The sequence below is a fragment of the Pseudoalteromonas sp. SG43-4 genome (genome assembly GCF_014164325.1).
Lineage (GTDB): Bacteria > Pseudomonadota > Gammaproteobacteria > Enterobacterales > Alteromonadaceae > Pseudoalteromonas > Pseudoalteromonas distincta.
In genome coordinates, this window is the sequence record NZ_JACJFB010000008.1 from 74,068 (window position 1) to 88,701 (window position 14,634).

Genomic DNA, 14,634 nt, shown 5'->3' on the forward strand with positions numbered 1-14,634 from the left:
TCTTCTAGCCACAAGCTTTTTGGTACTCTTGCTGAAATTCTGCGAGTAATACCGCTTGCTCCTCAGTCAGAGCTAGGTTATGCAACAAGTCAGGACGTCGTAACCAAGTTCTACCTAATGACTGCTTAAGCCGCCACTTTGCTATCTCTTGGTGGTTTCCGCTGAGTAATACAGCAGGAACCTGTTTGTCGTCCAATGTTTCTGGTCGTGTATAGTGTGGACAATCTAACAAGCCATCCGAAAACGAATCTTGTTCTGCTGACTGGTTATGACCTAACACACCTGGCACTAATCGCGCTACTGCGTCAATTAATGTCATGGCAGGTAGTTCACCACCACTCAAAATAAAATCACCAATTGACCATTCTTCGTCAACATATGATTCTATTATTCTCTCATCTATACCTTCATAGCGACCGGCAATCAAAATCAGTTTATTAGAGTTAGCGAGTTCGCTAGCGCCCTGCTGATCAAGTTTGCGCCCTTGCGGGGACATATAAATTACTTTAGCGCCATCACCAGCTGCTTTTTTAGCTTCGGCAATCGCTTTTTTTAATGGCTCAACCATCATTAACATACCTGGTCCGCCCCCGTAAGGACGGTCATCTACGGTTCTATGCTTATCTAAAGCGTAGTCTCGCGGATTCCAACAGTTAAAATCAATTAAACCATTTTTTACTGCGCGACCGGTAACACCTTGGTCTGTAATAGCGTCAAACATGTCTGGAAAAAGGCTTATCACCCCTACCCATAATGAACTAGTTTGCGTCATTAAAACCCTGGGTCCCAATCTACGGTAATTTCTTTTGCGTCGTATTTAACTTCTTTAATAACTGAATCAGTTAAAAAAGGAATCAAACGTTCAGCTTGACCAAATGCATCTTTACTGTTTGCTTTCACAACTAGTACGTCATTTGACCCTGTCTCCATAAGGTCATCAACAATGCCTAAGCTATAACCTTTATCGGTTACAACAGACATGCCAATGAGATCTCGCCAATAGAACTCGCCTTGCGGAAGTTCTGGTAAATGCGCTGCATCCATTGAGATTTCAGCATGGGTATAAGCCATTGCTTCGTCTCGGTCGTTTATCTGCGCAAATTTAGCGATAAAGCCTTTGTTGTGGCGACGCCAGTCGACCACTTCTAAGGACTGCCATTTACCTTGCTGCCCTATCAACCACGGGCTGAAATCGAAGATCCCTACGGGATCATCAGTAAATGAATGTACCTTAAGCCAGCCCTTTATACCATATGGGGCACCGAGCTTTCCTACGACAATTATTGATGAGGTGTTCTCTTGACTCATGGTTACACTTACGCCTATTAAGCCGCTTTACGAGCGTCTTTTACTAACTTAGCTACGCGATCTGAAAGAGATGCGCCCTGACCTACCCAGTGTTCAACACGTGGTAAATCTAAACGAATTTTTTCTTCTTGACCTGAAGCAATTGGGTTAAAAAAGCCTACTTTCTCGATGAAGCGACCGTCACGCGAGAAACGGCTATCCGCAACCACAATTTGATAGAAAGGGCGTTTTTTAGCGCCACCACGTTGCAAACGAATAGTTACCATACCGTCCTCTATAAAGATTGACTGTTTTCATTAATAAGATTTACTCCCCAGAATGGGGAGCTGGGGAATTGTACGAGTTTTTGGCAATAACGCAAGTAAGAAGTGAAGCAAAAAGACAGTTTAGTAGGTTAAACCGTGATCTCAACGACAAATTAGGGTTAAAGGTGTATTACATGCATAATTTATTCAACAAAAAAGGAGCTATTTGCTCCTTTAAATATGATTCGCTATTGTTTTAAAAAATAACTCAAAAGTATTTTTTAAAACTTAGGACCACCTCCACCCATCATCCCAGGTGGTAACATGCCTTTCATACCGCGCATCATTTTAGTCATGCCGCCTTTACCTTTCATCTTTTTCATCATTTTTTGCATTTGCGTAAACTGCTTAAGCAACTTATTAATCTCTTGTACTTGTGTGCCAGAGCCTGCTGCTATGCGTTTTTTACGCGAACCTTTAATGATTTCTGGACGTGCGCGCTCTTTTTTAGTCATTGAGCTAATAATAGCTTCCATTTGGATAAATGTTTTGTCACCCATTTGGCCTTTAACAGCATCTGGTAAGTTAGACATACCAGGGAGCTTATCAAGCATCGACATCATGCCACCCATGTTTTTCATTTGCTTTAATTGATCAGCAAAGTCGTCAAGGGTAAAACCGGCACCTTTAAATACTTTTTCAGCAACTTTGGCAGCTTGCTCTTTATCTACTTTCATTTCGACTTCTTCGATTAATGAAAGTACATCACCCATACCTAAAATACGCGACGCTATACGGTCTGGATGAAAAGGCTCAAGTGCGTCAGTACGCTCACCCACACCCATAAATTTTATTGGTTTGCCTGTAATATGACGAATAGATAAAGCAGCACCACCACGTGCATCACCATCGGTTTTTGTTAATATTACACCGGTTAGTGGCAGGGCTTCGTCAAATGCTTTAGCTGTATTTGCCGCATCTTGACCCGTCATTGCATCAACAACGAATAAAGTTTCAATTGGGTTGATTGCTTTGTGAAGATCTTTAATCTCGTCCATCATGTTGCTGTCAACATGTAAACGACCTGCGGTATCAACAAGTACTACATCTATAAATTTCTTTTTAGCATGAGAAATTGCAGCGTTTGCAATATCCACTGGCTTTTGCGAAATATCACTTGGAAAGAAATCAACGTCAACTTCTGTAGCAAGCGTTTCTAGCTGTTTAATCGCAGCAGGGCGATAAACATCGGCACTTACTACAAGCACTGATTTCTTTTTGCGTTCTTTTAAAAACTTAGCAAGCTTAGCAACACTGGTGGTTTTACCAGCACCTTGCAGACCCGCTACCATAACAACGGCTGGCGGTTGTGCATTTAGGCTTAGCTCTTCATTGGCCTCACCCATTGCTTTTTCTAGTTCTTCACGCACTATTTTTATAAATACTTGGCCTGGGCTTAAGCTTTTTGTAACTTCAACCCCAACTGCACGTTCTTTAACTTGTTTTACAAACTCGCGAACAACAGGCAGTGCCACATCGGCTTCTAAAAATGCCATACGCACTTCGCGAAGTGTGTCTTTTATGTTGTCTTCAGTCAGACGGCCACGGCCACTGATATTTTTTAAGGTTTTACCTAATCGTTCTTGGAGGTTCTCAAACATGTAACGGTTCCGATAAGACGTTTATATCAATCCATTAAAATTTTACGGTTAGTTTGATTTTCAATTAACCAGGATTGACTTATTAAGTTTCAATTAAAAGTAGTATACCGTATATGGCGTCTTACAATACAGTGTTCAAGTGCACCTTGTTGAGTTTCTTTTTTTAAGGTCTATGCATTTGCTTTGCTATAAAATACAATGGCTATATAACAACAAGGATTATTTTGTCTCAAATTAAGTGGCCCAAGCACAATGCTGATTATTAGTTTAACTATTATTGCCAGTTTATTTTATGTGTTAGCAACGTCTCACGTGCTCTCACGCCTGTTTCATCAACAAGGCCCTAGCCAAAAGGTAACCGTCATATTGAGCACGGTTGCTATAGTGACGCATATGCTGCTGTTAGTTAACTCTGTTTTTAGATCCGACGGTCAAGACTTAAGTATTGTAAACGTCTCCCTTTTAACATGCTGGGTTATTGTAGTTTCAGTAACAGCTGTGTCGCTAAAGTTCCCTGCCACTTTATTATTGCCCGTTGTTTATGGTTTTGGTGCTTTACTTACAATTGCCAGTTTATTTATTCCTCATCATATTTTACTGCAAAGCATTAATATTGAGGTTGGCTTAGTAACACACATTTCCTTATCCCTATTGGCCTACTGTATTTTAATTATTGCTACTTTATATGGTGTACAGTTCTACTTTATTGATAAACGTTTAAAACGTAAAGATTTAGCAATTGTGCATAGTCACCTCCCGCCTTTGATGGTTGTTGAGCGCCAGCTTTACCAACTCCTTAATTTAGGCACCATATTACTCACGTTCGCATTACTCTCTGGGTTTGTATTTCTTGATGGGATGTTTGCTAAAGAGTTCATTCATAAAACGATATTGTCGTTAGTTGCGTGGGCTATTTTTGCCATTGTAGCCATCGGGCATATGAAAAAGGGTTGGCGCGGTAAACCTGTGGTTATTACGATCATGGTCGCTGCATTTGTCCTCACACTCGCATATTTTGGCAGCCGTTTCATACAAGAAGTAATACTAAATAAGTTTTAACTTGACTCTGCTTGCTCACTCTAGCTTAATACGCATTGATTTATAAGAAAAGGATCCATCGTTGGACGACATATCGACAAGTACCCTATTTATCATTTTAGGTTTTTTGGTGCTTTTTTCTGCTTATTTTTCTGGTTCAGAAACCGGAATTATGTCAATCAATCGTATACGCCTGCGACACCTCGCTAAAGAGGATCATCGTGCAGCTAAACGAGTCAGTAAATTACTTAGCCGTCCAGATAGGCTCATCGGTTTAATCTTAATTGGCAATAATCTTGTCAATATAGCTGCAGCTCAAGTTGCTACCATTATAGGTATTCGCCTTTACGGTGACCTTGGTATTGCTATAGCTACGGGTGTGTTAACTTTAGTTGTGCTTATATTTGCCGAAGTAACACCTAAAACTCTTGCTGCCCTTTATCCTGAAAAAGTTGCTTTTCCAAGCTCAATAATACTTAAAGGGTTACTAAAAATTCTTTTTCCTTTTGTTGTTATCGTTAACTGGATGACCAACGGGATATTGCGATTATTTGGTATTAGTGCCGCTCAAATCGACGAGCACAGCATGAGCAAAGAAGAATTAAAAACAGTGCTCAATGAGTCAGGCGCACTTATACCTGCTCGCCATCAAAGTATGCTGACCTCAATTTTAGATTTAGAGCAAGTAACCGTTGAAGATATCATGATCCCACGTAACGAAATTGTGGCTATTGATATTAATGATGATTGGAAACTAATTAGTCGCCAGCTTACCCATGCACAACATACTCGCGTGTTGTTGTATCGCGACAATATAGATGACGCAGTAGGCTTTATTCACTCTCGAGATGCACTACGTCTACTTACAAAAGAGCAATTTGATAAACCATCTTTGCTGCGTGCTGTACGCGAAATTTACTTTATCCCAGAGGGAACATCACTTAACACTCAGCTGTTAAAGTTTCAGCAGTCTAAAGAGCGTATTGGCTTAGTAGTAGACGAGTATGGCGATATTCAAGGTTTAGTAACGCTTGAAGATATTTTAGAAGAAGTTGTTGGCGATTTTACAACTACACAAACTCGTACGCCAAGCGAAGAAGTAGAAACACAAACTGATGGCTCTTGTATTGTAGATGGCGGCGCTAACGTACGCGATTTAAATAAAGAGATGGGTTGGGATTTCCCACTAGACGGCCCAAAAACTTTGAGTGGTTTAATTGTTGAATACTTAGAAGATATTCCCGATGCAAATATTAGTCTACGTATTGCGGGCTACCCTATTGAGGTACTTGAAGTAAAAGAGAATATGATAAAACAGGTGAAGATTCAGCCTAATAAGCGTTCTCGCTAAGTATAAAAGGAGCCGATTGGCTCCTTTTTTATATCCATTAATAACTCTCTAGCCAAATATAAGACGTTCAAACCAACCTTTATCAAGCTCGTCTTCACAGCGCTTTAATTGCGCGCCATAACGGCTCGCTCTGTGTTTAACTTTATTTGCTACACCCATTAACCACTTTTTCTTTTTATATGTGCCACGCTTATAGCCACCCCAACCTTCATGATAATTAAGGTATTGTGCGTAAGCATCCCATTTAGAGATTTTATTTACTTTATGCGTTTTATAAACAAACCACGCCATAAAGTCGATTGCATCGTCAAAGTCGTCTCTATCAGCACCATTGTTGCCTGTTTCACGAATATAATCTGACCATGTTGGTGTTTTAGCCTGTGAGTAACCATAAGCATCACTTGCGCGACCGGTTGGAATTATCCATAAGAAGTACTCCATAGGCGGAGCGGCATCATGCTTAAATGAGCTTTCCTGGTACATCATACTCATGAGTACATGCTTAGGAGAACCCCATTTTTCTTGCGCATCTTTTGCGTCAAAATACCAATCAGGTTTTTCTTCAAAGATTTTACATAGATCGTTAGGTTGTTTTGGAGGGGCTGTAGCACAACCAGCTAAAGTAATGGCAAGAGATAAAATAATTGCATTTTTTTTCATTTTTCTAAGATCTCACAGAACTTTTCTAAAAAGTGTGGGTCTGACTCAATGAATGCAGCAGTACAGCATTAGTTCATCCCTGAATATATATTTACGCAGCCTACTTAGGCTGCGTTTTTTTTGCTTAAATTTTACTAAGTATTAAGATTATTTACCGCCAAAATACGCATCTAAAAAGGCGGTAAATGACTGAGTATCTGCTTGCTCAATTGCAGTTTGTGCTTCGTTAGACTCTACAACTTGTTGTTCCAGCCAAGGCTTTAAAAACTCACTGTAATCAGTGTCTGCGTGGCTTTGTTTGTATTTATTAGCCAGTGCTAGTGCAAAGTGACCGTTGTCTAAACCAGACTCTTTTAATTGCGACACGTAACGTCCAGAATAAGTAAGCTCTGGATTATGCACCCACGTTGCCATGCGCTTTATAGTATCGGAGTAATAATTAACACCATAAGCATTATCCATCCATTTAGCGACATCAGTGAGCTGTGCAAATATTTCATCGCCCCACGACTGAAGACTACGCTGTGTGTTATTAAAGTTAAGCATTAGCCCTTCTTCTCGACCTTGATTGACTACTGTGTCGAGGTTTTCAGTACTGCGTGCTTGTTCTTTCCAATCCATTGGAGCTGAATCTTTTAATAAACAATACGTTAAAAACACATCTAAAAAGTGAATTTGCTCAATATCAATACCAACTTCGCTAAACGGATTAACGTCTAATGCGCGAATTTCTACGTATTCAATGCCTGCTCGAAGCAGAGCATCCGTTGGCGTTTCGCCACTTTTAGCATTACGCTTAGGACGAATTGGCGAGTAAAATTCGTTTTCAATCTGCAGAATATTTTTATTTAACTGCTTAGGGTTTTCACTCTTATAGTCATCAAGATCACCATAAATTTCTGATGGTGTGTTGATTGCTTTTTTAAGGCCTCCTACATATTCATCTAACGAGTTATACATTACGCGTAGTGACGACTGAGCGCTATTCGTATAACCTAAATTGCCTAAACGCAGTGCCGTACCAACTTCTAAGTAAAGTGTACCTTTACCTAGTTTTTTAAATGGTAAATCGGTTTTTCGACCTTGTAAAAATGAGTTACACAATGCTGGCGATGCACCAAACATGTAACTTATTAGCCATAGTTCGCGTTTAAAGTTACGAATAAGCGCTAAATAACCTTCTGAAATAAAATCTTGAAGGCTTGCATTGCTTTTTTGTAACGAATGAAGCGATTGCCAAAGCGTATCTGGGAATGAAATATTAAAGTGAACACCTGCAATTGCTTGCATCATACTTCCGTAACGATTTTTTAATCCTTCACGGTATAGTGTTTTCATTTGACCAGTATTTGAACTACCAAATTGAGCTAAAACAATATCATCTTGGTGTTCAATAAAGCATGGCATACTAATAGGCCAAAGCAGTTCATCGTCCATCTTTTCTAGAGTGAACTTTTGAAGATCTTTTAATTGCTTAAGAGTTTGCGTTGACGACTCACTAACTGGAGTAATAAATTCAAGTAAAGATTCAGAAAAATCAGTTGTGATATGGCCATTAGTTAATGCACTGCCCACCCCTTCTGGGTGGCCTTTAGGTGATATAGCACCATTCTCTTGTATTCTCAGCGACTCTCGCTCTATGCCACGTTTAATGCCTTTAACTGCATGTTGGTGCTCATTTACTGATAACGCTTCAAGTGCGTTAGCTAAATCATGTATTGTCAAAAAATCTTTCCTCGGGCCACGTGGCTTAATCATAAGGTTATGGGGACTAATTACTTAGACTCAAGATTAATACCAATTTTTATTGAAAATATGATCATTGTATCGCATTAAATAGCGCACTGACTGCGTTAAAAATTATTCATATAGAACAACTATATTTCATAATTTTCGACGTGCTATTGTGCTATTTTCTTAGCGCTATAATAGATCACTTATTTAATGCAACTGGTATAAATTGCTAAGAACTATATAACTTTTCAAATTTAATAATTATTTCCCCACTTTATACATGCACTTAATATGACCAACATCATTATATTAAGTCGTAATATTGCCATTGCTATGTGCATTATACAAATGCTTTAAATACGTATTTAATTATAAATCAAATAAGTAAAATATCAGCTTAAAGTAATAGACCGGAACTTATGCAAAATCAGTTCAATTTAGCTGTCCGGTATTTAAACTTGATCTAGATCAATAAATACAATTATTTGTCTTATGAGCATAGAAGGAAGGACGCTATTTTTTGCTTTGTAGAGTGTAAGCAATATAATGACTGCAACAATAAAGGATGATAATAAATACAATGCACAATGATAAAAGCTTAAAAAATGAAGAAGTATACTTTGATGAATCACAAGAGCTGGTTTCCACTACTGATCTTAAAGGTGTAATAACATACGTCAATCAAGCGTTTTGTGCTGTAGCAGGATATAGCGCACAAGAGCTTATCGGTCAGCATCATAATATTGTTCGCCACCCTGATATGCCAAAAGCAGCCTTTAAAGAAATGTGGGCAACATTAAAACAAGAACACTCGTGGCGCGGTATGGTTAAAAACCGCTGTAAAGATGGCCGCTATTACTGGGTAGATGCCTTTGTAACCCCCATTTTTGAACATGGCCGACTTGTTGGTTATCAATCTGTAAGAACCAAAGCAAGCTCTCAACTTAAGCACCGTGCACAAACACTTTACAACAAAATAAATACCAACAAGTCATTATTTAAACTACGAGAACACACCACAATACGACAAAGCCTTACTTTTATAAGTCTATTATTTTGGCTGATTTTTATTGCTGTTGCGGCATCAATCACCATTGCTGCAATTAGCCTATTTATTTGTGCTTTAGTTATTGTGCTAAATTATGACGAACTCATTGTTACCCCTAAAATATTACGCGAACAAAAAGCAAAAGCCGATTCAATCTCTCGTTATATTTACAGCGGCCATACACCGCACAGTGTAAGTGATTATAGAGAGCAAATGCTAAGTGCAAAATTGCGCACAGTTCTTGGCCGTATGAAAGACTCAACATTAAGCTTTAATGGCATCGCAACTGATTTAGACAAACAATCAACACTCACCGAAAAAGGGATTTCTTCACAAGGTGAGCGTTTAGAACAAATTGCATCAGCGATGACTCAAATGAGTTCTACCATTGGTGAAATATCAGTAAATACCGCTCAAACAGCGGATAAAGTGAATAACACCCATCAAAGTTGCTCAGAGATAAAAGACCACATTGCTGATAATAGTAAAATGGTATCTGACTTAGCTTCTCAAGTAGAACAAGCAGCAAATACAGCCACCAGCTTGGCCTCTGAAGCAGATAAAATTGGTAAGGTAATGAGTGAAATAGAGGGAATTGCCGATCAAACTAACTTACTTGCTCTTAATGCAGCGATTGAAGCAGCTAGAGCGGGAGAACATGGTCGAGGCTTTGCAGTAGTCGCCGATGAGGTAAGGACCCTTTCGTCACGTACTCAAAATGCTACAACACAAATCCACAGTTCTATTAAAGAAATACAAGATACTTTATTTAGCTGGTCCAAAGTAATGCAAAGCACTAAAGCACAAGCCGATAACTGTGTTTTGACAACCGATAAAACTCAAGTTGAACTTGAGGGAATTTTTATCCAAATCAGTGAAATATCTCACTTGGCAATACAAATATCATCCGCTGCAGAAGAGCAACAAATGGTTAGTAACGACATTAGTAATAATGTTTCGCAAATTAAAGATTTTGGCGATAACAACTTAAGTTTAAGCTTTAATGTGGCAAAAGGTGCAGCTGAGCTTGTTGAAGGCTCACGTAGAGTGAATGATTTATTACTAACCTTTAAAGTTTAACAAACATAAAAAAGCCGCTATTTTAGCGGCTTTAGAGTTTAATTATTTACAATCAGCGTTTGGTAAATACCAAAGAGTCGTCATTTGCATCAATAACAATCACGCTACCTGGTATGTAGTCCCCATTAAGTAGCTTTTGTGCTAGCGGATTTTCAATCGTTTGCTGAATAGCACGCTTAAGCGGGCGTGCACCGTACACAGGATCAAACCCACTTGCTGCAATTCGCTCAAGTGCAGCATCGCTTATTTCAAGCAGATACCCCATCTCTGTTAAACGCTCACGTAATTTCATTAACTGAATATCAGCTATTTCTTTTATATGCTCGTTTGCTAACGGGTGGAATACAACAGTCTCGTCAATACGGTTAATAAACTCAGGTCTAAACTCATTAATCAATACTTCCATTACTTTAGCTTTAAGGGTCGTATAGTCATTATTCCCCGCTTGTTCTTGGATAATATCTGAGCCTAAATTTGATGTCATGATAATAACAGTATTTTTAAAATCAACGGTTCTACCTTGTCCGTCAGTTAATCGGCCATCATCTAACACTTGCAGTAAAATGTTAAACACATCTGGGTGTGCTTTTTCTATTTCATCAAGCAATATAACTGAGTAAGGTTTACGACGAACAGCTTCTGTTAAATAACCGCCCTCTTCATAACCCACATAACCTGGAGGTGCGCCCACTAGGCGTGCAACTGAGTGCTTTTCCATAAACTCAGACATGTCGATACGTACCATGGCATCTTCGGTATCAAACATAAAACCTGCCAGTGCTTTTGTAAGCTCGGTTTTACCCACACCTGTTGGACCTAAAAACAAGAAAGAACCAATTGGGCGATTAGGATCTGCAAGTCCTGCACGTGAGCGTCGTATTGCGTTAGCAACAGCAACGACCGCTTCATCTTGCCCTATTACTTTACTGTGTAACTTATCTTCCATTTGCAGCAGCTTTTCACGCTCACCTTGTAGCATTCTTGCAACAGGAATACCTGTCCAGCGAGATAAAATTTCAGCAATTTCATCCTCACCTACTTGGTTCTTAAGCAGAGTCATTTCTTGCATTTCAGCTTGTGAGGCTAAATCAAGTTTTCGTTCAAGCTCTGGAATTCGCCCATATTGCAGCTCTGACATACGCTGTAAATCACTTGCTCTTCGCGCTACATCTAAATCTAATCTTGCTTGTTCAAGTTCGGCTTTAATTACTTGTGTACCTTGAAGCGATGCTTTTTCAGCATTCCAAATTTCGTCTAGTTCACGATATTGTCCATCAAGGTCGGTGATCAACTCTTGCATTTCAGTGCGACGTTTTTGACTCGCCTCATCTTTTTCTTTAGCAAGTGCATTATCTTCTAATTTTAATTGGATAATACGACGCTCAAGCTTATCTAACGACTCTGGTTTTGAATCAATTTGTAATCGAATTGAAGAACCCGCTTCGTCAATTAAATCAATTGCTTTATCTGGTAACTGACGATCGCTAATGTAGCGGTGAGATAACTGCGCCGCAGCAACTATCGCGGGATCAGTAATTTCTACTGAATGATGTAGCTCATATCGCTCTTTTAAGCCACGCAATATTGCAATGGTATCTTCAACCGACGGCTCTTCAATGAGTACCTTTTGAAATCGACGCTCAAGTGCTGCGTCTTTCTCTATATATTTACGGTATTCATCAAGCGTGGTTGCGCCAACACAGTGTAACTCACCGCGTGCTAAAGCAGGTTTTAGCATATTACCCGCATCCATTGCGCCATCACTTTTGCCTGCACCCACAATAGTGTGTATTTCATCAATAAATAAAATGACTTGGCCTTCTTCTTTAGCCAATTCGTTTAACACTGATTTTAAACGCTCTTCAAATTCACCGCGATATTTAGCGCCCGCAACTAGTGCTCCTAAATCAAGCGATAAAACACGTTTGTTTTTTAATCCTTCAGGTACTTCACCATTAATAATACGCTGTGCTAAACCTTCTGCTATTGCTGTTTTACCAACACCTGGCTCACCGATTAATACAGGGTTATTTTTAGTACGGCGCTGTAATACTTGAATCGTGCGGCGAATTTCGTCATCACGACCAATAACAGGGTCAAGCTTACCTTGCTCTGCTCGCTCAGTTAGATCAATCGTGAACTTTTCAAGCGCTTGGCGTGTTTCTTCGGCATTTGGGTCATCAACTTTTTGACCACCACGAATCGCTTTAATTGCTGTTTCAATTTTAGTGGAGGTAATATTTAACGATCTGAATATATCGCCAAGTGGACCTTTATCGTCGCATGCTGCCAGTACAAACAATTCACTTGAAATGTATTTGTCTTTGCGTTTTTGCGCATACTTGTCACATAGGTTAATAAGTGAAGCCATATTATTTGATAGCTGCACGTCGCCACCTACGCCTTCTACTTTAAATAGTTTTTCTATTTCTTGAGAAAGCTTGGTGTTAAGTTCATCTGCGCTGACCCCCGTTTGTGCAAATAACGCGCGCACACTGGAGCCGCTTTGCTGCAGTAGTGAATACATTAAATGTACGGGTTCAATAAATTGATGGTCGCGGCCAAGGGCTAGCGATTGCGCATCAGAAAGCGCAGATTGAAATTTACTTGTAAATCTATCTAAACGCATGGTGTTACCTATTAAATAATCTAATTGCTTAATTAATGGGTATGTTTAGGTGTTTGTTCAAGGTGTAGAGAGAAATATAATAGCTAAAGGTGCTAATTACTTGCGCCAGATCAAACTTGCCATACGTCCGGTTTGCCCATCCCGTCGATAAGAAAAAAATAAGTCACTTTGAGAGACTGTACAATAGTCGCCGCCTGTAATATTTTTAACGCCTTGCTGGGTAAGTAAAGTACGCGCAATGCCATAAATATCAGCAAGAAATTTGCCATTAGCTTGTGGTGTAAATGCTTGAATAAATGAAGAAGACCTTTTTTGAAATAACTCAAACACTTCAGCGCCAACCTCAAATTGAGTTGGCCCAATTGCAGGCCCTAGCCAAGCATTTATATTTTCATACTTTGAGCTAAAACATTCTAAAGTATTTTTAATAATTCCCTGCTCAAGCCCCCGCCAGCCACCATGTATAGCTGCAACTTCCTTCTCATCATCACTCACTAATAAAATAGGTAAGCAATCGGCAGTCATGATAGCCAAAGGCTGATTTAATAACTGAGTATAAATCGCATCAGCATTGTGTAACTTATTAGAGTCAAAATATTCATCAACAATAACAACATCAGAGCTATGAACTTGATTTAGCCACACGGCAGGTTTAGGTAAGTGTTTGGTTAATAGTGAGCGGTTTTTTGATACATGATCTTGATTATCTCCAACATGGTATCCCAAATTGAAACTTTTAAATGGGTTTTTTGAAACACCACCTCCACAAGTAGTACTTAACGTTCCTACTTTATGAAGGTTTTGCCATGTCGCTGACAATAAGTGCATTATCTATCGATATCAGGATTAGCTTTAGTATCTTCACGTAGTGCATGTGTCATAGCAACCATATCATCAGGGATAGGTGCTTGCCATGTCATCATTTCACCCGTGATTGGATGCGCAATGCTCAATTTTACAGCATGTAGTGCTTGGCGTCTAAAGCTACGAAGTAACTCGAATAACTCTGGTGTTGCACCTTTAGGTGGACGCGGACGGCCGCCATAAGATTGATCGCCAATTAGCGGATGATTTAAATGTGCCATGTGCACACGAATCTGGTGAGTACGGCCTGTTTCTAGGCGCAGACGTAAACGAGTATGAGCACGGAATTTTTCAGCAACACGGTAATGTGTAATTGCCGGTTTACCCAGTTCATGTACGGCCATATGCGTACGCTGCGTAGGATGGCGGCCAATTGCTTTTTCAACCATACCACCTGCAGTCATAGTACCATTACACAGTGCTTCATATTCACGCGTAAAGTTTTCACGCTTTTGCAGCGCTGTTACTAAATGCGTTTGTGCTGGAATCGTTTTAGCTACAACCATTAAACCGGTCGTGTCTTTATCTAAACGATGCACAATACCTGCGCGTGGCACGTTAATTATTTCAGGGTAGTAATGTAGCAATGCGTTTAACACTGTTCCATTAGGGTTACCCGCACCTGGGTGAACCACTAGGCCCATTGGTTTATTAATTACCAAAATATCATCGTCTTCATAAACAATGTTTAATTTGATATCTTGTGCTTCGTATTCGCGTGGTGCTTCAATTGTTGTTTCAACACTTACAACTTCACCACCTAGTAGCTTTTCGCGTGGAGTGTTGAAAATTTCACCGTCTACAGTGATTTTATCATCCAAAATCCACGTTTTTATACGAGAACGTGAATAATCAGGGAACAATTGTGCTAATACTTGGTCTAGACGTTTACCACCTAATTCGGTTGGAACGTCGGCTTGAAGAGAAATTTGCTCTGACATTAGTAACTTTACCCAATTTACCAGTGCAAGCTTTGCTCGACTGGGTTAGAATCGCTTTTAATAAAAGCATAATAT

At 39.5% G+C, this 14,634-nt stretch carries 12 protein-coding genes; 3 read left to right on the forward strand and 9 right to left on the reverse strand.

All coding sequences use genetic code 11. From position 1 onward, the window contains the following. Window positions 1-4: 4 nt before the first annotated feature. The 4 genes from trmD to ffh all read right to left on the reverse strand — a co-directional run bounded on the left by trmD (window position 5) and on the right by ffh (window position 3,214). Window positions 5-772 (reverse strand): tRNA (guanosine(37)-N1)-methyltransferase TrmD, encoded by a 768-nt coding sequence (gene trmD / locus H5160_RS09845; RefSeq protein ID WP_002962190.1) that lies wholly within the window; start codon window positions 770-772, stop codon window positions 5-7. Next, window positions 772-1,308, reverse strand: a complete 537-nt coding sequence (rimM, locus tag H5160_RS09850) for a ribosome maturation factor RimM (RefSeq protein ID WP_024604448.1) — start codon at window positions 1,306-1,308, stop codon at window positions 772-774. The genes trmD and rimM overlap by 1 nt, the downstream gene beginning before the upstream one ends. A 17-nt stretch (window positions 1,309-1,325) precedes the next feature. Beyond that, window positions 1,326-1,574 carry a 30S ribosomal protein S16 gene (rpsP, locus tag H5160_RS09855; protein WP_002962192.1) on the reverse strand — a complete coding sequence of 83 codons (249 nt, stop codon included), beginning with the start codon at window positions 1,572-1,574 and terminating at the stop codon, window positions 1,326-1,328. A 260-nt stretch (window positions 1,575-1,834) separates the two neighbouring features. Beyond that, on the reverse strand, window positions 1,835-3,214 hold the full coding sequence (gene ffh / locus H5160_RS09860) for a signal recognition particle protein (protein WP_002962194.1): 1,380 nt from the start codon (window positions 3,212-3,214) through the stop codon (window positions 1,835-1,837). Between the two features lie 252 nt (window positions 3,215-3,466). Between ffh and H5160_RS09865 the strand changes: the two genes are divergently transcribed. Further along, on the forward strand, window positions 3,467-4,273 hold the full coding sequence (locus H5160_RS09865; protein WP_182737340.1) for an inner membrane protein YpjD: 807 nt from the start codon (window positions 3,467-3,469) through the stop codon (window positions 4,271-4,273). Between the two features lie 61 nt (window positions 4,274-4,334). Further along, on the forward strand, window positions 4,335-5,603 hold the full coding sequence (locus H5160_RS09870) for an HlyC/CorC family transporter (protein ID WP_002962198.1): 1,269 nt from the start codon (window positions 4,335-4,337) through the stop codon (window positions 5,601-5,603). Between the two features lie 48 nt (window positions 5,604-5,651). On the opposite strand, the gene H5160_RS09875 is transcribed toward H5160_RS09870, so the two are convergent. Then, window positions 5,652-6,263, reverse strand: coding sequence for a transglycosylase SLT domain-containing protein (locus H5160_RS09875; protein ID WP_002962200.1), 612 nt, complete (start codon window positions 6,261-6,263; stop codon window positions 5,652-5,654). Window positions 6,264-6,410: 147 nt separating this feature from the next. Then, window positions 6,411-7,988 (reverse strand): glutamate--cysteine ligase, encoded by a 1,578-nt coding sequence (gene gshA, locus H5160_RS09880; protein ID WP_182737341.1) that lies wholly within the window; start codon window positions 7,986-7,988, stop codon window positions 6,411-6,413. Window positions 7,989-8,577: 589 nt separating this feature from the next. On the opposite strand from gshA, the gene H5160_RS09885 reads away from it, so the two are divergent. After that, the gene (locus H5160_RS09885) at window positions 8,578-10,125 is read left to right on the forward strand and encodes a methyl-accepting chemotaxis protein (RefSeq protein WP_182737343.1); all 1,548 of its coding nucleotides are present in this window, start codon (window positions 8,578-8,580) and stop codon (window positions 10,123-10,125) included. 52 nt (window positions 10,126-10,177) lie between these two features. Here H5160_RS09885 and clpB read toward each other — a convergent pair whose 3' ends face one another. The 3 genes from clpB to rluD form a co-directional block, all read right to left on the reverse strand. Further along, on the reverse strand, window positions 10,178-12,754 hold the full coding sequence (gene clpB / locus H5160_RS09890; RefSeq protein ID WP_165723615.1) for an ATP-dependent chaperone ClpB: 2,577 nt from the start codon (window positions 12,752-12,754) through the stop codon (window positions 10,178-10,180). A 96-nt stretch (window positions 12,755-12,850) separates the two neighbouring features. After that, complete coding sequence (gene pgeF, locus H5160_RS09895) at window positions 12,851-13,582, reverse strand: peptidoglycan editing factor PgeF (RefSeq protein WP_182737344.1); 732 nt, start codon at window positions 13,580-13,582, stop codon at window positions 12,851-12,853. Continuing rightward, window positions 13,582-14,559: a 23S rRNA pseudouridine(1911/1915/1917) synthase RluD gene (gene rluD, locus H5160_RS09900; protein ID WP_002962209.1), complete on the reverse strand. Its 978-nt coding sequence runs from the start codon at window positions 14,557-14,559 to the stop codon at window positions 13,582-13,584. Before rluD ends, pgeF begins: the two co-directional genes overlap by 1 nt. Window positions 14,560-14,634: the final 75 nt, after the last annotated feature.